At 58.5% G+C, this 19623-nt stretch carries 18 protein-coding genes; 10 read left to right on the top strand and 8 right to left on the bottom strand.

All coding sequences use genetic code 11. The features are described from left to right. Positions 1-69: 69 nt before the first annotated feature. From AGR2A_RS02485 to AGR2A_RS02450, 8 genes are all read left to right on the top strand, one after another. The gene (locus AGR2A_RS02485) at positions 70-582 is read left to right on the top strand and encodes an A24 family peptidase (protein WP_035206595.1); all 513 of its coding nucleotides are present in this window, start codon (positions 70-72) and stop codon (positions 580-582) included. Positions 583-709: 127 nt separating this feature from the next. After that, positions 710-1516 carry a Flp pilus assembly protein CpaB gene (cpaB, locus tag AGR2A_RS02480; RefSeq protein WP_006699754.1) on the top strand — a complete coding sequence of 269 codons (807 nt, stop codon included), beginning with the start codon at positions 710-712 and terminating at the stop codon, positions 1514-1516. Further along, positions 1513-3096, top strand: coding sequence for a type II and III secretion system protein family protein (locus tag AGR2A_RS02475; protein WP_006699755.1), 1584 nt, complete (start codon positions 1513-1515; stop codon positions 3094-3096). Before cpaB ends, AGR2A_RS02475 begins: the two co-directional genes overlap by 4 nt. Before the next feature lie 56 nt (positions 3097-3152). After that, positions 3153-3833, top strand: a complete 681-nt coding sequence (locus AGR2A_RS02470; protein ID WP_072493834.1) for a CpaD family pilus assembly protein — start codon at positions 3153-3155, stop codon at positions 3831-3833. A 34-nt stretch (positions 3834-3867) separates the two neighbouring features. Continuing rightward, positions 3868-5151, top strand: coding sequence for an AAA family ATPase (locus AGR2A_RS02465; RefSeq protein WP_022555427.1), 1284 nt, complete (start codon positions 3868-3870; stop codon positions 5149-5151). A 33-nt stretch (positions 5152-5184) separates the two neighbouring features. After that, positions 5185-6651, top strand: coding sequence for a CpaF family protein (locus AGR2A_RS02460; protein ID WP_035206587.1), 1467 nt, complete (start codon positions 5185-5187; stop codon positions 6649-6651). Positions 6652-6666: 15 nt separating this feature from the next. Further along, positions 6667-7671 (top strand): type II secretion system F family protein, encoded by a 1005-nt coding sequence (locus AGR2A_RS02455; protein ID WP_004439301.1) that lies wholly within the window; start codon positions 6667-6669, stop codon positions 7669-7671. 9 nt (positions 7672-7680) lie between these two features. Next, positions 7681-8667, top strand: a complete 987-nt coding sequence (locus AGR2A_RS02450; protein WP_004439300.1) for a type II secretion system F family protein — start codon at positions 7681-7683, stop codon at positions 8665-8667. Positions 8668-8738: 71 nt separating this feature from the next. Here the strand turns inward: AGR2A_RS02450 and AGR2A_RS02445 are convergent, their stop codons facing one another. Then, positions 8739-9563: a tetratricopeptide repeat protein gene (locus tag AGR2A_RS02445; protein WP_004439299.1), complete on the bottom strand. Its 825-nt coding sequence runs from the start codon at positions 9561-9563 to the stop codon at positions 8739-8741. A 142-nt stretch (positions 9564-9705) separates the two neighbouring features. On the opposite strand from AGR2A_RS02445, the gene AGR2A_RS02440 reads away from it, so the two are divergent. Further along, the gene (locus tag AGR2A_RS02440; RefSeq protein ID WP_072493833.1) at positions 9706-11100 is read left to right on the top strand and encodes a leucyl aminopeptidase family protein; all 1395 of its coding nucleotides are present in this window, start codon (positions 9706-9708) and stop codon (positions 11098-11100) included. A gap of 42 nt (positions 11101-11142) precedes the next feature. On the opposite strand, the gene pncB is transcribed toward AGR2A_RS02440, so the two are convergent. The 7 genes from pncB to AGR2A_RS02405 all read right to left on the bottom strand — a co-directional run bounded on the left by pncB (position 11143) and on the right by AGR2A_RS02405 (position 17994). After that, positions 11143-12447 (bottom strand): nicotinate phosphoribosyltransferase, encoded by a 1305-nt coding sequence (gene pncB, locus AGR2A_RS02435; RefSeq protein WP_004439297.1) that lies wholly within the window; start codon positions 12445-12447, stop codon positions 11143-11145. 210 nt (positions 12448-12657) lie between these two features. Then, complete coding sequence (locus AGR2A_RS02430) at positions 12658-13017, bottom strand: hypothetical protein (RefSeq protein WP_072493832.1); 360 nt, start codon at positions 13015-13017, stop codon at positions 12658-12660. Between the two features lie 93 nt (positions 13018-13110). Next, positions 13111-13962 carry a C40 family peptidase gene (locus tag AGR2A_RS02425; RefSeq protein WP_072493831.1) on the bottom strand — a complete coding sequence of 284 codons (852 nt, stop codon included), beginning with the start codon at positions 13960-13962 and terminating at the stop codon, positions 13111-13113. Between the two features lie 18 nt (positions 13963-13980). After that, positions 13981-14325, bottom strand: coding sequence for a MarR family transcriptional regulator (locus AGR2A_RS02420; protein WP_072494839.1), 345 nt, complete (start codon positions 14323-14325; stop codon positions 13981-13983). Positions 14326-14685: 360 nt separating this feature from the next. Then, a complete protein-coding gene (locus AGR2A_RS02415; protein WP_004439293.1) occupies positions 14686-15792 on the bottom strand; it encodes a DUF475 domain-containing protein in 1107 nt (368 codons plus the stop codon). A 279-nt stretch (positions 15793-16071) separates the two neighbouring features. Then, positions 16072-16989 (bottom strand): DMT family transporter, encoded by a 918-nt coding sequence (locus tag AGR2A_RS02410; RefSeq protein WP_072493830.1) that lies wholly within the window; start codon positions 16987-16989, stop codon positions 16072-16074. A 123-nt stretch (positions 16990-17112) separates the two neighbouring features. Then, entirely contained in the window at positions 17113-17994 is an 882-nt protein-coding gene (locus AGR2A_RS02405; protein ID WP_037089480.1) for a LysR family transcriptional regulator, read from the bottom strand. 105 nt (positions 17995-18099) lie between these two features. Here AGR2A_RS02405 and AGR2A_RS02400 point away from each other — a divergent pair, with 105 nt between their 5' ends. Further along, positions 18100-19596, top strand: a complete 1497-nt coding sequence (locus AGR2A_RS02400; protein WP_004439286.1) for a CoA-acylating methylmalonate-semialdehyde dehydrogenase — start codon at positions 18100-18102, stop codon at positions 19594-19596. Positions 19597-19623: the final 27 nt, after the last annotated feature.

Genomic DNA, 19623 nt, shown 5'->3' with positions numbered 1-19623 from the left:
GGCGGCGTGTCTTTTTATAGATACCTTCGATGGAGTAGCTGCCGTGAAAAGCAGCACGAGGAGACGGTCGTGGTAGTCGCTGCAATTTTCCTGATATTGCCTTTTTGCCTCGCTTTTGCTGCTCTGAATGATCTCTTCAGCATGACGATACCGAACAGGATAACACTTTTCCTGCTATCGTCTTTTGTGGTCATCGCCCCTTTTTCCGGAATGGACTGGCATACTTTTGCCATGAGCCTCGCGGCCGCCGCTATTGTATTTTTTGCCTGTTTTGCGCTTTTCGCCGCCAATGTCATGGGTGGAGGAGATGCCAAGCTTCTGACGGCCGCTGCCGTGTGGTACGGCTTCAACATCTCCCTCATAGAATTTCTGCTCGCAGTGACCTTCATCGGCGGTGTGTTGACACTTGGCATCCTGCTTTTGCGGTCGCGCTCACAGGAAATAATGACGATAGGCATTCCTATCCCAGATTCACTGATGGTGGCAAAGAAGATCCCCTATGGGATCGGTATCGCCATTGCCGGACTTCTGACATACGGTGAAGCACCGCTGGTAAAGGCCGCCATCGCCGGTCTTCTTTGAATGAATTACTTCAAGGACCGAAATTAAAGGCTCGTTAACCACAAACCCAAGTATAATATTAACCATAATTATACCAATGACGCGCCATCCTGACGGGAGAAGAATCTGATTCCCTCAAGGATCGAGCATGAAACCGTCGCGTATCGTCATTCTCTCCGTTGCCCTGGTTGCAGCCGGCCTTGCCGGTCTTGTCGCCATGCAGATTTCCGGTGCAAAACAGGTTATCGAAAAGGCGGAAACGATCATCCAGAAAGAGCCGACGGTCAACGTTCTCGTTTCCTCGGTCAATTTACCCGTCGGCAGCCGTCTGAATGACAGCTCGGTGCGCTGGACGCCCTGGCCGCAGGGCAATGTCGTCGACAGCTTCATAACCGAAGCCAAAAACCCCAACGCAATCACCGAACTCACCGGCGCCGTCGTGCGGTTGCCCCTGTTCGAGGGGGAACCGGTGCGGCCGGAAAAAGTCGTCGATTCCAGTACCCGCATCATGTCATCGCTTCTGCCGGCCGGAAAACGCGCCGTTGCCACGGAAATTTCCGTTTCAACCGGCGCGGGCGGCTTCGTACTGCCCAATGACCGTGTCGACGTCATCATGGTTCGCAAGGGTGAGAACGGAAACTTCCTGACCGAGAATGTTTTGAACAATGTCCGGGTTCTCGCGATCGACCAGCAGATCAAGGAAGGCGAAGACGGGATTTCCGCCGTCGTGGGCGCAACGGCCACACTGGAACTGACACCTGAGCAGGCGAAGATCATAACGGTGGCGCAGCAGATGGCGGATCGCCTCACTCTCGCCCTGCGCTCGATCGCCGATGCACAGGAAAACGACACGCTTTCGGCGGGCTATCTTCTCAACGGCGGCTCCGGCCAACCGGAAATTCAGGTGATCAAATCCGGTTCAATCGTCAAGGGCAATCAGGGAGCATCACAATGACCGGGGGGTTCATGGCAAAGCGCGTTAAAAAACACCTGCGTTCATCGATGCTGGGCGGACTTGCATTCTGCGTGGCTTTTTCAGGCATTCCAGGCCCGCATTCGCCCGAATTTCTGCGTCTCGGCGAGGCCGCGGCACAAAGCGCCAGCATCGTGCGCATCACCGAGAGTGGCTCGGGCGTTCGCAAACGCCTGAAACTCGGCCTCAACAAGGCTTTGGTCATCGACCTGCCCGAGGACGCCCATGATATTCTCGTTGCTGACCCCAGCCTTGCCGATGCCGTGACCCGCACGTCGAGACGAATCTATCTCTTCGGAAAAACGGTGGGGCAGACCAATATTTTCATTTTCGGCGATAGTGGCCGTGAAATCGTCAGCCTCGATCTCGAGGTGGAGCGCGATATCGTCGGGCTGGAGACCAATATTCGCCGCTTTATTCCCGACTCCGACATCAAGGTCGAAATTGTTTCAGACAATATCGTTTTGACGGGAACGGTTCGTACACCGCAGGACTCGGCACGGGCAGTACAGCTTGCCGAAGCCTTTCTGAAGGGTGGTGAAGCCACCACCCGTAACATATCGCTGACAGGTGGCGACAATGGCGGAGACGCCGCAATTTTTGCCGAAAACCGCCAGGTATCGCAAATCGTCAATATGCTGACGATCGAAGGCGAAGATCAGGTAACGCTGAAGGTTACCGTCGCCGAGGTCAGCCGGCAGGTGCTGAAACAGCTGGGTTTCAATGGCTCCATCAGCAGTTCGACAAGCAATAACGGCTTCGAATTCGCAAATCCGTCCAATCTTGGAAATGCAATCAGCGGCGCCTCGCGGATCGCCAGCGGCGCGATCGGTTCCGGTTCGCTCAACTTTGCCACCTATCTCAATGCCATGGAGCAGGCCGGTGTCGTACGCACGCTGGCCGAACCCAGCCTCACCGCCATTTCCGGCGAGCAGGCAAAGTTCTATGTCGGGGGCGATTTCCGTCTGCCTGCGGAACAGGAAGTCACCATCGACAAGGATACGGGCCAGCAGACCATAACGCGCACGACCGACACGGTCGACTACGGCATAACCTTGAATTTCCGGCCGGTCGTGCTTTCGCCAGGACGGATCAGCCTCAAGATCGAGACCAATGTTTCCGAGCCTACCTATGAAGGTAACGTGGTAACCGGAAATGCAGGCCGGAACATCCCAGGTTCGACTTATATGTCGATCCGCAAGCGCGAGACCTCGACAACGGTCGAACTCCCATCGGGCGGCTCGATCGTCATCGCCGGCTTGGTCCAGGATAATATCCGCCAGGCCATGTCGGGGCTTCCGGGCATTTCAAAGGTTCCGATCTTCGGTACGCTTTTCCGCAGCAAGGACTTCATCCGCAACGAAACGGAACTGGTCATCATCGCGACGCCCTATCTGGTGCGGCCAGTCGCGCGCAACCAGATCGCCCGGCCGGATGACAACTTCAATCCGGAAAACGATGCAGCCATGTATTTCATGAACCGCGTCAACAAGGTCTATGGCCGCAAGGACCAGGTTCAGGCGGCTCCTTATCAGGGATCGGTGGGGTTTATCTACAAATGACCAAACGCGCACGAAATCCCCTCTTCAGAGCAAGCCCGGCGGGGGCAGGAAACATCATGCAGGAAACCTCTTCCTTTTTGTCCATCAAACGCGCCGGTCTCGTCGCCATGGTTGCGCTCACCGCCGGCCTTCTGCAGGGCTGCGCGCGTGACCCTTTGACGACCAATGCCATTCCTGACGACTATCGCACCCGCCATCCCATCACGCTCTCGGAAGCGGAACATTCGCTGGACATTCCGGTTTCGGCAGGCGACAGCCGGCTGACCACGGCGATGGCGGACAATATACGTGGTTTCGCCCAGAATTATGCGTCGATGTCGACGGGTGTCATCAACATCCAGATGCCGTCGGGATCAGCCAATTCGGCAAGCGCCGCTAGAATGGCGAAACAGATCCGCACTACGCTGTCCGGCGTCGGGGTCGCACCGGGCAAGATCATGGAGACACGTTATGCGGCTTCGCCGAACGGCGACTCCGCCCCCATCCGACTGAGCTATGTCGCTATTACCGCCATGACCGGGCAATGCGGCCAATGGCCGGAAGACCTTTCGGACAACACCTTCGCCAACAAGAACTGGTACAATTTCGGGTGCGCTTCGCAAAGCAATCTCGCGGCTCAAGTCGCCAATCCGATGGATCTGGTCGGCCCGCGCGGCATGAGCCCCATCGATGCCGAGCGCCGCGCAGTGGTTATCGATACGTATCGTAACGGCAAGAACACGGCCACCGCAAACTGATGCGGTCCCAACAATTGTCACGGCAGGAAAGACGATGAGCGCTGTAGAATACGACATCAAGTCAAGCGACGGAGCAGACACCCTGCAGCCGGTGCGCACCTCCGATATGGACCGCCTGCGGCCCCTGCCACGCATCTCCATCCACGCCTTCTGCGTCAGCGACAACATGCAGGGCGTCATGGACGCATTGTCCGGTGACAGGCGCATGAGCAAGGTAACATTGCGGGTGACGAAGGGTGACATCAACGCTGCGGCCACGATGTTCTCCGCCTCGCCTACGCCAAATCTCATCATTCTGGAGACGGCAAGCGCGCCGGCTTCGCTGCTGGATGATCTTGCTCCTCTCGCGGAGGTTTGCGACCCCTCCACCCGTGTCATCATTGTCGGCCGCCACAATGACATAACGCTCTATCGCGACCTCATCCGCAACGGTATTTCCGAATATCTGGTCGCCCCGGTCAACATGGCCGATCTTCTGGCTTCGATCGCCGCGATCTTCGTCGACCCCGAAGCGGAGCCACTTGGCCGCAACATCGCCTTCATTGGCGCCAAAGGTGGGGTGGGCTCCTCGACGGTCGCACATAATTGCGCCTTCGGCATCTCGACCCTGTTTTCGACGGAAACCATTCTCGCCGACATGGATCTGGCTTATGGCACAGCCAATATCGATTTCGACCAGGACCCGGCCCAGGGCATGGCGGAAGCGGTTTTCTCGCCGGAGCGGCTGGATGAGGTATTTCTCGACCGCCTTTTGACGAAATGCTCCGATCACCTATCGCTGCTCGCGGCACCGTCGCTTCTTGACCGGACTTACGATCTAGACCGCCAGGCCTTTCTGCCGATCCTTGAGGTTTTGCAGCGTAGCGCCCCCGTCGCCGTCCTCGACCTTCCCCACCAATGGTGCGACTGGACACGGGCTGTGCTTGCGGAAGCGGATGAGGTCGTCATCACCGCGGTTCCGGATCTTGCGAATCTTCGCAACACGAAGAACCTGTTCGACGCGCTGATAAAACTGCGCCCCAACGATAAATTGCCGCATCTCATCCTCAACCAGGTGGGCATGCCGAAGCGACCCGAAATCGCTCCGGCGGATTTTTTCGACCCGCTGGAAATCGAGCCGATCGCGATCATTCCATTCGAGGCGCAATTGTTTGGAAACGCCGCAAACAGCGGACGCATGATTAGCGAAATGGATGAAAAATCCCAGATCGCAGAAACCTTCTCGCAAATTGCCCATACCATCACCGGTCGCACGGTGCTGCGCAAAAGCCGGCGCGGCGGTCTGGACAGACTTAAGAATATTCTCAAGCGCAAGTAGGGATTCCCTCCGCGCCTATTGACGGAAACGCCGATGTTCGGAAAACGCGGGGCCGAGGGCCCAGCCAGAAGCACGAAGCCGGATCCCGTCGCACCTGTCCCCATGCAGGTGGCGGCGCCCGAGCCGCGCTCTCTCTCCATCGACACGCTCGAGCCGGGCCAATCACCCGTAGCGCGACAGATGGCGGTCACGCAGCCGGCGCAAAAAAAGCGCGCCCGCACGGAGGATTATTACAATACCAAGAGCCAGGTATTTTCCGCGCTCATCGATACGATCGACCTTTCGCAGCTCGCCAAACTTGATGCGGAGAGCGCGCGCGAGGAAATTCGCGATATCGTCAACGACATCATCACGATCAAGAATTTCGCAATGTCGATTGCCGAGCAGGAAGAACTGCTTGAAGACATCTGCAATGACGTTCTCGGTTATGGGCCGCTTGAGCCCCTTCTTGCCCGCGACGATATCGCCGATATCATGGTCAATGGTTCGGGCCAGACCTTCATCGAAGTCGGCGGCAAGACCATCGAATCCGACATCCGCTTCCGCGACAACGCGCAATTGCTTTCCATCTGCCAGCGCATCGTCAGCCAGGTTGGCCGACGAGTGGATGAATCGAGCCCCATATGCGACGCCCGCCTGCCGGACGGCTCGCGCGTCAACGTCATCGCGCCGCCGCTCGCCATCGACGGCCCGGCGCTGACAATCCGAAAATTCAAGAAGGACAAGCTTACGCTCGACCAGCTCGTGCGTTTCGGTGCGATCACACCCGAAGGCGCGACCCTGCTCAAGATCATCGGTCGTGTCCGCTGCAACGTCGTCATCTCGGGCGGCACCGGCTCCGGCAAGACCACGCTTCTCAATTGCCTGACGAGCTTCATCGACAGGGATGAGCGCGTCATTACCTGCGAAGACACCGCCGAACTGCAGCTGCAGCAACCGCATGTCGTCAGACTCGAAACGCGGCCTCCGAACATCGAAGGGGAAGGTGAGATCACGATGAGGGATCTCGTCAAGAACTGCCTTCGCATGCGGCCGGAACGCATCATCGTCGGCGAAGTGCGCGGACCGGAGGTATTCGACCTGCTCCAGGCGATGAATACCGGCCATGACGGTTCAATGGGAACGCTGCACGCCAATACACCACGCGAGTGCCTCAGCCGCATCGAATCCATGATCGCCATGGGCGGCTTCACCCTGCCGGCCAAAACCGTGCGTGAAATCATCTCGGGATCGATCGATGTCGTCATTCAGGCGCAGCGCCTGCGTGATGGTTCACGCCGGATAACCCAGATCACGGAAGTGATCGGCATGGAAGGCGACGTGATCGTCACTCAGGATTTGATGCGATACGAAATCGAAGGTGAGGATGCCAACGGAAAACTGATCGGCAGACATGTATCGACGGGCATCAGCAAACCCCATTTCTGGGACCGTGCACGCTATTATGGCGAGGAAAAACGCCTGGCCGCCGCGCTCGATGAAATGGAAAAGACCTCCTAAGGGAAAGCGACCGCCATGGACCCGACAATCCTCCTATTGGCCGCACTCGTCGCCGTTTCGGCGGGCGCGCTCGCTTACGCTTTTCTTTTCCAGCAGATAGAGGTCGAAAAAAAGACCACCAGCCGCTTCAAGCGGGTCCAGGCCGCGGAGACGGACCACACCAACATCAAAGCCGCACGTGACCGCGTGCATGAGCTCAGCAAACGCCGCAAATCCATGCAGGACAACCTGCGGGAAATGGAAAAAAAACAAAATGAGAGGGCAAAAAAGGCAAAAAATGTCGGTTTGCGCGAAAAGCTCGTTCAGGCGGGGCTGACGCTGTCCCTGCGACAGTTTCAGCTGCTGAGCGTCGGCGCGGCGGGCTTTGCCACCCTCATCGCACTTCTTTATGGCCTGTCATTGCTTATCGCCCTACCGATAGGCGCCGTTATCGCGCTGGGGCTGCCGCGCTGGGCACTGGCGTTCCTCCTCAAGCGCCGGCAGAAGAAATTCCTCGAAGAGTTTCCCAACGCACTTGATGTCATGTGTCGCTCGATCAAATCCGGTTTGCCGCTGAACGACGCGGTGCGATTGATCGCATCTGACGGCCAGGAGCCGGTGAAAACGGAGTTCCAGCGGGTTGTCGACGCGCAGCAGGTCGGCATCGGCATTCCCCAGGCGATCGAGCGCATGATGCTGACAATGCCGCTTTTCGAAGTGAGCTTTTTCAGCACCGTCATCAACATTCAGGCGCAGGCCGGCGGCAACCTCTCCGAAGCGCTGTCGAACCTTTCAAAAGTTCTGCGCGACCGCAAGAAGATGCGGGCCAAGGTGAATGCACTTTCGATGGAGGCAAAGGCGTCTGCGGTCATCATCGGCTCGCTGCCCTTTGTCGTCATGATGCTGGTGCACTTTACCTCGCCGGAATATCTATCGGTGCTTTTTACCGATATTCGCGGCCATATCATTCTTGGGGCGTCGGCCGTCTGGATGTTGATCGGGATATTCATCATGCGCCAAATGATCAATTTCGATATTTGAGGGCGCAGAATGAGCGGGAGTTTTCTTTCGAGCCTCACCAATCCGCAAACGATCGTCGCCGTTCTGGTGACGCTGGCGGTTTTCGCCACCCTTTATACGCTCATCATGCCGGTTTTCGAGCGGAAGGATTTTGCCAAACGCATGAAAGCCGTGTCGTCGGAACGCGATCTCATCCGCAGCCGCGAGCGCGAGCGGCTTGCGACCGTTACCAGGGAAGGCAAAACCTCCTTGCGCGGCAACAATAACAAGTCCGCCCGGCGCATCGTGGAGAAATTCAACCTCCAGGAAGCGCTTGCGGACAAGAACACGATGAACAAGCTGCGGGCAGCAGGGCTTCGTTCCCAAAACGCGTTCAACACGTTTCTCGCCGCCCGCTTCATCCTGCCTTTCATTTTTCTGGCCGTAGCCTTCACCTGGATCTTCGTGCTCGGCAATCTCTCCGACAAAGCCTTCATCGTCCGGCTGATGGCTGTGTTGCTGTTCGGCTATATCGGTTTCTATGCTCCCAATATTTATGTGTCGAACCGCATGAACAAACGGCAGGCGTCGATCAAGAAAGCCTGGCCGGATGCGCTCGACCTCATGCTGATCTGCATCGAATCCGGCGTGTCCATGGAGGCCGCGATGCGCCGCGTGGCAGAGGAAATGGGTGAGCAGTCACCCGAACTGGCTGAAGAAATGATGCTGACGACGGCGGAACTGTCGTTCCTGCAAGACCGGCGGGTCGCTCTCGAGAATTTCGGCACGCGAACACAGCTCGAAGCCGTGAAAAGCGTCGTGCAAGCGCTTATTCAGGCGGAACGTTACGGAACGCCGCTCGCTCAGGCGCTGCGCGTTCTCGCACAGGAAGGCCGCGACGAACGCATGAATGAAGCGGAGAAAAAAGCGGCTGCACTGCCGCCGAAGCTGACCGTGCCGATGATTGTATTTTTCCTGCCGGTCCTCATCGCCGTCATTCTAGGCCCTGCCATCATCCGCGTGCTGGACACGTTCTGAAAAACATACCGCCCGAATTTCGCGGCGACGCGTCAAGTTCCGGATATAAGGACGCGGCATCGCGCGAAGCATCAGCCCGCCGGCTTTCCGTCTTTTTTTGCGAGCTGCTGCCAGGAATTTTGCTGGGACAGCATTGCCCGCAGATAAGTCAGGTTTGCCTGAGCCTGCTGCGGCGAGAGTTCCTGTACCGCAATGCGCTCTGCTTCGGCGAAGCGACCCTGGAGGCCGACAACGAGCGCGAGGTTCTGGCGAACGCGGCTGTCGGCGCCAGGCTGGGCGATGGCCGATTGCAGGTAGGTTTCGGCAGTGCGCGGATCGCTCGATAGCACATAGGACATGCCGAGATTTGAAAGCACGCTCGGATCGTTCGGCTTCAGGTCAAGCGCCTGCCGATAGCGGGAGCGGGCTTCGCTCGAACGTCCAAGCTGGTCGAGCACCGCGCCTTCGGCCGAATAGAGGCGCCAATCGGGTCGATCGGGTGTCTGCGCCCGCTGAATGGTTGAAAGCGCCTGCTCCAGCTGTCCCGCAGCCGCCTGTGCCTTGCCATACGCGGCAAGCACGTCGCGGTCGGCGGGATTGGCGATGGCTATCTGCTGCATGACTGCAAGAGCCTGCGTGTTCTTGCCCGTCATCATCAAGACGCTGGCATAATTCATGCCCACCGACTTGTCCTTGGGATTTCGTTCATAGGCTTTGCCGGCGGTTTCTTCCGCCTGGCGAAGCTGGTCCATGTTCATGTGATCATAGGAGCGCGCGGCGGCGGGAATGGAGCCGGTAGACATCCGGTCCGGTTTGTTGGTGCTTGCACATCCAGAAACCGCAAGAACCAATGCGGCAAAACACGCGCCCCGCAGCAACCCTGTCCGGCCTGTCTCAGCCAAAGAAAAAGCAGTCATGGCAGCGCCCTCGCCCAAGAATTATCAATCTTGCGCCCGACAAACGACAGACTCACATGACGCAACTTTCGCTTAAGCAATAATCTGTTAACCCTAACAGAGCGTTAATCGCACCGATTCTCGACATTTACGGAAGCATATAATGGCGCCCTATCAGTTCATCGAACGCCCGACCCCTTTCAGCTCAAAGGCAGGCAGTACACTGCCGGTTTTCGCAGTCACGCCCGCCCACATCGAGCAGGGCGCCATTGACCCCGTCGCTCTGGACTGGGCAAAGAAAGCAGGGTTCAAGGCCGAGGCCGGTGCCATCCTGCTCGTTCCCTCTGCCGATGGTTCGCTCGGCGGCGTGCTTCTCGGCCTTGGCGGCAATCCCTCTGAAATCCCGTTCATCACCGGCAAACTCGCCCGCGAACTGCCTGAAGGCGAGTGGCACATCGAGACCGCACCACTGACGGCCAATCGCCTCGCTCTCGGTTTCGGCCTCGGCAGCTACCGCTTCGACAAATACAAGACCACCAAAACCAGCGGGGCCAAGCTGCTCATTCCCCAGGATGCCGAAGACGGCGAGATCAAGCGCATTCTCGCGGGCGTCTTTCTCGCGCGCGATCTCATCAATGTGCCTGCCAACGACATGGGACCGGATGAGCTGGAGATCGCTTTCCGGGCCCTTGCCGCCCATTACAAGGCGAAGGTGAAGGTGACCACCGGCGACGACCTGCTGAAGGAAAACTTCCCCCTCATCCACGCCGTCGGCCGCGCCAGCGAAAGCGCACCACGCCTTCTGGAAATGAACTGGGGTAAAAAGGGTAATCCGCGTCTGACGCTTGTTGGCAAGGGCGTGTGCTTCGACACCGGCGGTCTCGATATAAAACCCGCAGCGTCCATGGCCCTGATGAAGAAGGACATGGGCGGCGCCGCCAATGTCCTCGGCCTGGCGCTGATGATCATGGACGCGAAGCTGCCGGTCGACCTGCGCGTCCTCGTGCCCGCCGTCGAAAACTCCATCTCTTCCAACGCCTTCCGTCCCGGCGACATTTACCGGAGCCGCAAGGGGCTGACGGTGCAGATCGACAATACCGATGCGGAAGGCCGCCTCGTTCTGGCGGACGCTCTGGCCTATGCCGATGAGGACGCGCCAGACCTGATGATCGACATGGCAACATTGACCGGCGCCGCCCGCGTCGCGCTCGGTCCCGATCTGCCGCCCTTCTACACCGACGACGACGATCTGGCCCATGACATCGCTGAAGCCAGCATCGATACCGACGATCCGCTGTGGCGCATGCCGCTCTATATGGGATACGACAAGGACATTCGCTCGCGCGCGGCCGATATTACCAATGCGCCGTCCGGCGGCATGGGCGGATCGATCACCGCCGCGCTGTTTCTCAAGCGTTTCGTGACCAACACCCGGCGCTGGGCGCATTTCGATATTTACGGCTGGTCGCTGAGTGAAAGGCACCACTCATCGATCGGTGGAGAAGCGCAGGGTATTCGCGCCCTCTTCCATTATATCGCACATCAGTTCACGAAATAGCGGCTTTAGGGACGCTTCGTCGACCGGAGCGCCCCGCTTTGATCAAACCAGAACCTTCTGTTCCTTGTGATCTTCCTGGCCGAAGAATTTCAGGTAACGCTCCACTTCGGCCGGTTCACCGGTTGCTTTTTGCGGATTGTCCGAGAGTTTCACAGCCGGCCGGCCATTGGCATCGCTGACCTTGCAGACGATGGAGATCGGCTTGAGGCTGGCGATGGTTTTTGGCGCGCAGCCAGCAAAATCATTGGTGAGGTTGGTGCCCCAGCCGAAGCTCATGCGAACGCGGCCTTCGAAATGCCTGTAAGTGTCGATGATGGCATCGACATCGAGGCCATCGGAGAAGATCAGCATCTTCTTGCGCGGGTCGCGACCCATCTTCTGCCACCACTCGATGATCTTCTCGCCGCCCTCGATCGGCGGTGCGCTGTCCGGGCGGAAACCCGTCCAGTCAGCCACCCATTCCGGCGCATTGCGCAGAAACGCCGCCGTGCCGAAGGCGTCGGGCAGAACAATCAGCAGGTTGCCACCATAAAGCCGGTTCCAGTCCTTCAGAACCTGATAGGGCGCGGCAGCCAGCTCCTCATCCGTCTGCGCCAGCGCCGCGACCACCATCGGCAGTTCATGCGCGTTGGTCCCGACGGCTTCAAGGTCCGAATCCATGGCGAGCAGCACGTTGCTCGTACCGGTAAAGGCCGGCCCGATGCCTTCCTTCAACGCCTCGACGCACCAGCGCTGCCACAGAAAGCTATGGCGGCGGCGGGTGCCGAAATCGGAAATGCGCAGGCCCGGCAGTTCCCGCAGCCGCTCAACCTTCTCCCACATCTTGGCCTTTGCGCGGGCATAGAGAACATCCAGCGTGAAATAACCGAGCGAGCGCATGGCGCTACGCGAACGCAACTCGTTGATGATGGCGAGCGCCGGGATTTCCCAGAGCGTCGTGTCCATCCAGCGGCCGTGGAAATTCAGCTCGTACTGCCCGTCGCGCTTGAAAAGCTCATATTCCGGCAGCTGATAGCTTGATAGCCAGGAGAGAAATTCCGGCTCGAAAATCTGCGAGCGGCCGTAAAACGTGTTACCCGCAAGCCAGATATTCTCTTTTTTGGAAAGACGCAGAGTACGCGCATGATCGAGCTGTTCGCGCAGCTCCATCTCGTCGATCTCCTCGGCCAGCCGCACCGTCTTGGTGCGGTTGATCAGTGAAAACGTCGCGTCGACTTCCGGATAAAGCTTCCAGATCATCTGCAACATCAACAGCTTGTAGAAATCCGTATCGATCAGGCTGCGGACGATCGGGTCAAGTTTCCAGGTATGATTGTGGACACGGGTGGCTATATCGGTCTTCGTCATACTTGCATTCCCCAGTATCGGCCAAAGGTCAGAATAGCCGATGTCAATCCGCACCCTGGCAGGTATCAACCCGTCATGCGGAAGATTTATCTGAAAAAGCGACAACAAGTCCAGAGCACCGGCCCGGCAAATGCCTCACCAAGCCGCCCGCGCGTTGATTTCCCGGCAACCTCATTATCGTTTTCAGCCAGGGGCTACGGGCACGCAGCGTCAGAAAGTCGGATCAACGGGATTGATGCCGGGGTACCAATCCTTGGAAACGGGGTTGCGTCCGCCAAAGCTGGAAATACCGTTTTCATCGGTGCAGCGGTAACCCTGGACGGGAAGTCCGCGACTGCCGAAGACGGTCCGGTAGGGCCCACGTGAATATCCGGTACTTCCCAGTTCGCTATGGCAGTTATAACGGACCTTGGGTTGGAGCGTTCGAGGGTCTTTTACACCGGGCAGGTTGGCATAGGCGTCGGGTGCCGGGGCAAAACCGTTCTGGAACACCGTCTGGGCCTCTGCCGAAGTGCTCAATAGGACCGCCGCGAGGATCGCTGCCAATCGTGCCGCCGTTCTTGTCTTCATCAGTGTCCGTCCCGTACCATTATTGACAGCATGTAGGCCGGCGACGGCTGTCGCACAAAGGGCAAGACGGGAACAATTTCGTGAAGCGCTCCCTCAGTCCTCCATGCGACGGAACGCCGTCGGCTTTTCATAAAGCCAACCGATGCGCTCAATGGCTGCAGCGAGATTTTCGCGCGCGACATTCATGGTATGGCCGTTGGCGTGCAGCAGCGTTTCCTCATTTTCCATCAGCCCGACATGGCCTTTCCAGAAAACCAGATCGCCGCGCCGCAACTCGTCCCGCTCTATTTCCACACCGAGCGATTTCACCTGCATGTCGGTATCGCGCAGCACCCGCCGGCCCGCCATCGCCATGGAAAGCTGTACGAGGCCTGAGCAATCGATACCAAAGCCGGAGCGACCGCCCCACAGATAGGGGGTTTCGATGAAGCGCAACGCCACCGCGACATAGTCGTCGTCAGGGGCAGCATCGACGGTCCGGCAGTGGGCGGCAATGACGCCTTCGCCATTTTCGGTCATGAGATACCGGGTGCCACGGGTCTCCTCTTCACCGACGATCCGGATCAGGCTGCCCATGGACAGCGCCGCCACCGGTGGCTTGCGCAGTTCGGCCGAAGGATAAACAAAGGTACGGGGAGCAACGATACGGTGAGTGGCCGCGACGACATCACCAATGGCCGTTTCCGGCACGTAACCCGCATAACCATCCGCATCCGCCTGCACCCAGGCCCAGCCGTTCGCCCTGTCGAAAACGCGCAGGGTCTCGCCGAACAGCAGTTCGGTATCGATACCGGCGACAAGGTCCGGCGTGGGCCGCAGGCCGATGACAGGTACCGCGACCTGTGCGGGAGATCCGCTGACGAAACGATCGGCCTGCACCGCCCCTTGCAGTTTTTCGTCGGCGAGATCGGAGCGGAAGACATTCAGGCGGCGGTCGAGCATCATGGGGTTCACGTCCAGAGGTTAGATATTACGGGCCTGATCAATAATCAGATCGCCGAATTTTTCCAGATAAAGCGCACCTGCGACGGTGCGCTTTATCACGACATTGCGCCTGTCCCGCTCATCCCGGGCCCGGTCAACCAGCCCTAGCGCGCCGAGACTGTCGAGCGCGCGGGTGATGACCGGCTTGGTCACGCCCAGCAGGCCGGCGAGGCCGCGCACGGTATGCGGCGGCGGCACAAGATAAATCTGCAGCAGGATGGCCGTCTGACGCAAGGTCAAATCGGGCGCATAGGCCGTGACCTGCGCCATCGAGACGCGATGCCAGAGCCCGAGGGCGGCCGTGGGCGAAAGTTCTGCAGGCAAGCCGATAAACCTTCCAGTCGTTGTCCTATCGTTTTCATGCAACAGCGCGAAAAACTCAAGAACCATCCCCACAAACAGAACCGCCGCACGGCGCAGATCCGAAAGATCGCGCGGCGCGGCGGTACTTGTTGCCCCATTTTTGGGCCATATGTCCCCTCTGGACTTGCAAGATAAGATGCAGAAATCGTGCCAGTTTTGCTGCGCCGCACAAGTATATTTTAAATCAGGGACTTAATGGATAAATGACGCGCGCAGCGAAGGCGTTTGCAAGGCGTAAATGGCGATAAAAAGAGGCAAGAACGAACTCAATGCTTAAAAACTGTCTCCCGCCGTGACGGCGGAAGACAGGGGTATTGTGGATCAAATCTCTGCGCCGCGTGCGGCATCGACTGCATCGGCATTCTGCTGCCGATTATAGCGGATCGACGACCAGAGCGAGATACCGATCAGGGTTGCGCCGCCAAGGCCCGTGATGACTTCAGGTATATGCACCATGGTCTGCACATACATGATGACCGACAGGATCAGGATCGCATAAAAGGCGCCGTGCTCCAGATAGCGATATTCGGCAAGCGTTCCTTTCTCGACCAGCATGATTGTCATCGAGCGCACGTACATGGCGCCGATGCCGAGGCCGATGGCGATGATGAACAGGTTCTGCGTCAGCGCAAAGGCACCAATCACGCCATCGAAGGAAAAGCTGGCGTCAAGCACTTCGAGATAAAGAAACGCACCGAAACCGCCCTTTGCTGCGCCTTCCAGCATTTCCTGGCTACGATCGAGAATGCCGCCAACAACTTCTACCAGCAGGAAGGTCAAGAGACCCCAGATCGCCGAATGGAAGAACGTGTTGGCCGCGACCGGGCCGAGTTCCGGGTTGTCGCTGGCGCCGATGATGCGCGAAAAGATCAGCATGACAACAAGCACGAAGGCGATCTCGATGCCCTTGACGGAAGAATAGGTCGCAGCCTTTTCCTCGATCCAGCGCACCCAATGCACGTCCTTTTCATGGTCAAAGAAGAAGTTGAGACCGACCATCATCAGGAAGGTGCCGCCGAAAGCCGCAATCGGCAGATGGGCGTCCTGCATGATTTCCGCATAACGTTCCGGCTGGGTTGCCGCCATGACGATGGCCGTCCAGGGACCGACATTGGCGGCGACGACAACGATCAGCAGCGGGAAGACGATACGCATGCCGAAAACGGCAATGAGAATGCCCCATGTCAGGAAGCGGTGCTGCCAGACCGGCGTCATGTCCTTCAGCTTGTTCGCGTTGACGATGGCGTTATCGAAAGAAAGCGAGATTTCCAGCACCGCCAGAACGACGCAGATGAAGAAGATCGTCGCGGTACCGCCAACCGTACCGGTCATTTCCCAGCCAAGATAGCCGCCGAGGATGAGACCGACGATGGTGACGATAAAAGCCCACTTGAAGTAGGAGAGCGTGGTTTTCTGGGCAGCGCTCATGTCCGGTCACCGTTCATTACGAGGACGGTTGCAGACCGACGCGGGGCGTCAGGCCGCACGCAGAAAGCACGCGCGCGAAGCACATTCAGGTTTTTCATAGTTTTTAATCCGCCGGCGAATTTTGCAGGCGGTACCGACATCACGAGAGCGCCGTAAAACTCTCGCCAGAGGGGCCCGGCACCTTTGTTTCCTCTGCCCTTGCGAGACAAATCATCGCAGGGCCCCTTCTTACTCCCTGAAGATCACGCCTTCGTCAAGTCCCGTGATCGCAACCAGAGATCAAACCTGCTCTGCGGCCAGATCTTCGGCGGTTTCGCGACGGCGTTTGAGCGTATTTTCGCGAAAGAAGATGTAAAGGCCCGAAAGAACAATCAGGCCCGCGCCGACCACGATACTTGTCTGGGGCACATCGCCGAAGAACAGCCATCCGAAAATGACCGCCCAGAGCAGCAGCGTATATTGCAGCGGCGCAACCGTTGCAGCATCGGCAAGTTTGAGCGCCCGGTTGACCAGCACATGCGCCGCCATGGCGACGACGCCGAGCAGGCCGAGGAAGGCAAGATCAAAACCGGATTGCACCGGCAGCCATCCCGACGGCGTGACGAGCACGGCGACAATGCCCGCAAGCGCCGCGCCGATGATCTGCCAGAAGGCGAGCACCGTGTCGGGCGTATTGCGCAGCTGGCGGCCGGACAACATCATGAATGCAAAGGCAGCGCTGCCGAGGATAGAAAAGAGTGCAGCGGAGGTGAGGCTTGCCGAGCTCGGCTTGAGCGCGATGAGAACGCCGACAAAACCGATGCCAATGGCCGTCCATCTACGCCAGCCGACCTTTTCTCCGAGCAGAAACGGGGAGAGCGCAGCCACGTAAATCGGCGCCGCGAGCCAATAGGTCATGACGTCCGCCAGGGGCAGCGCCGCGACCGCGAAATAGAAACAGAAAAGCTCGGCCGTGGAGAAAAAGACGCGCGCCGCCTGAAGGCCGGGCCGCTCGATTTTCACGAGGCCGGAGAGGCCGGCTCTCCAGACGATCGGAACAAGGATGACCAGCGCCGCGGCGCTTCGGATAAGGATCACCTGGCCCTGGCTGTAGGTCGATACGAGCCATTTTCCCATGGCGTCGTTCAACGCGAACAGCAGCATTCCAAGCAGCATCACGGCCACGCCGAGGCCCGTCGGCGAAAGCTTTTTCATCATAGTCGACATGTCAGTTCCGATCTCCCAATGGTTGCATTGGTCGTCCAACCAGCCGTCCTTTGTCAAGTCCAGAACGGACGGGTTTGCACAATTAATAGTACTATTACGCCGGAGCTTCGGATATCAGGTGAAGATGCGTCGTTCTTCGGCCACGAGTTCCTGGAGAAAATTGACCGCCGTGCGGACACGGACCAACTGGCGAGCGGATTCGTGATAAGCCGTCCAATAGGACCGGCTGATGGTGAGATGCGGGATGATCCGTATAAGTTCGGGATATTGGCCCGCGATGTAATTGTGCAGGATGCCGATTCCCGCACCGGATCGTACTGCCTCCGTCTGGCCGGTAGCGCTTGAGATTTCAAAGGCGGCGTCCCAATCACGCATGATTTCGCCGGTGAAGTTCAGCGAAGGCGAAAAGATCAGGTCCTCCACGTAACCGATCCGCCGGTGGCGTTTCAGTGCCTCGACATCATCAGGCGTTCCGTAGTCAGCCAGATAGTTCGCCGAGGCATAGAGGCCGAGTGAATAATCGGTGAGCTTGGAAAACATCAGCCTGCCCTGTTCCGGCCTTTCGATAGTGATGGCGATATCAGCCTCACGTTGCGACAGCGAAAAGGAACGCGGCACCGGAACGAGCTGGATTTTCAGATCGGGATAACGCGCCGTCAGTCTGCCAAGCCTTGGCGCGAGGAAGGATACGCCGAGGCCGTCCGGCGCGCCGATGCGCACCGTTCCCGCAACCGCCGTATCGACGCGACCGAGATTGGCCTGGGCATTCAGCATTTCAGTTTCCATGCGCTCCGCACTCGCAAGGAGCCGCTGACCCTCCTCCGTCAGTTCGCAGCCATTGGTGCTGCGCAGGAAGAGCTGGGTGCCGATGGCGGCTTCCAGCGCGGAAACCCGGCGGCTGAGAGTGGCATGGTTCACACCGAGCTTTCTGGCCGCGGAAAGAAACTGGCCGCTTCGCGCCACGCTCAGGAACAAACGTACATCATCCCAGTTCATGCCACGTTCCTTGTGTCTATTTTTGCACAATTGATGCTTATTTCAGGCGATTGATTTGTGCAAATCGAAAGGCAATGCTGCGCCATCACATTCTGGAGGAACACCATGAAGGAAATCGGTCATTTCATTAATGGCAAACATGTGCCGGGCACCAGCGGCCGCACATCGAATGTCTACAATCCGGCCACGGGCGAAGTTCAGGCTACGGTCGCGCTTGCCAGCGACGCCGAACTGCGCGCGGCTGTCGAAAGCGCCAAGGCGGCACAGCCGAAATGGGCTGCGACCAATCCGCAGCGTCGTGCCCGCGTTTTCTTCAAGTTCGTCGAACTTCTGAACCGAGACATGAACGAGTTGGCGGTGCTGCTCTCCAGCGAGCACGGCAAGACCGTCGAAGATTCCAAGGGCGATATCGTCCGCGGGCTTGAAGTCTGCGAATTCGTCTGCGGCATTCCGCATCTGCAGAAGGGTGAGTTCACCGAAGGCGCGGGCCCGGCCATCGACATGTATTCGATCCGCCAGCCGGTCGGCATCGGCGCAGGCATCACCCCGTTCAACTTCCCCGGCATGATCCCGATGTGGATGTTCGCCCCGGCGATCGCCTGCGGTAACGCCTTCATCCTCAAGCCTTCCGAGCGCGATCCCTCGCTGCCGATCCGCCTCGCGGAACTGATGATCGAAGCCGGCCTTCCGGCCGGCATCCTGAACGTCGTCAACGGCGACAAGGGTGCCGTCGACGCCATCCTCACCGATCCCGATATCGGCGCGGTTTCCTTCGTCGGCTCGACGCCGATCGCCCGTTACGTCTATGGCACCGCTGCCATGAACGGCAAGCGCGCGCAGTGCTTCGGCGGCGCAAAGAACCACATGATCATCATGCCGGACGCCGATCTCGATCAGGCCGTGAACGCGCTGATGGGCGCCGGTTACGGTTCGGCCGGCGAGCGCTGCATGGCTGTTTCCGTTGCAGTTCCTGTCGGCGAAGAGACGGCAAACCGTCTCGTTGAAAAGCTCATTCCGCAAATCGAGGCACTGAAGATCGGTCCTTACACCGATGACAAGGCCGATATGGGCCCGCTCGTCACCAAGGAAGCCCAGACGCGCGTCAAGGGCCTGATCGACAGCGGCGTGGAACAGGGCGCAAAGCTCCTGGTCGACGGCCGCGACTTCAAGCTGCAGGGCTATGAAGACGGCTATTTTGTCGGCGGCTGCCTGTTCGACCACGTCACCCCTGACATGGACATCTACAAGACGGAAATCTTCGGACCGGTTCTGTCGGTCGTTCGTGCCAAGAACTACGAAGAGGCGCTGGAACTGCCGATGAAGCATGAATATGGCAACGGCGTCGCCATCTTCACCCGCGACGGCGATGCAGCCCGCGATTTCGCAAGCCGCGTCAATATCGGCATGATCGGCATCAACGTTCCGATCCCGGTTCCGCTCGCCTACCATTCCTTCGGCGGCTGGAAGGCTTCGAGCTTCGGCGACCTCAACCAGCACGGCACGGATTCGATCAAGTTCTGGACGAAGACCAAGACCATCACCTCGCGCTGGCCGTCTGGCATCAAGTCGGGTGCCGAATTCGTCATGCCGACGATGAAATAAGCCGCAAGCAGGCAATACAAAAAAAGC

The sequence above is a fragment of the Agrobacterium genomosp. 2 str. CFBP 5494 genome (assembly GCF_900013495.1).
GTDB lineage: Bacteria > Pseudomonadota > Alphaproteobacteria > Rhizobiales > Rhizobiaceae > Agrobacterium > Agrobacterium pusense.
Note: the sequence above shows the minus strand (reverse complement) of the source record. Positions and strands in the feature narration are given on the sequence as shown.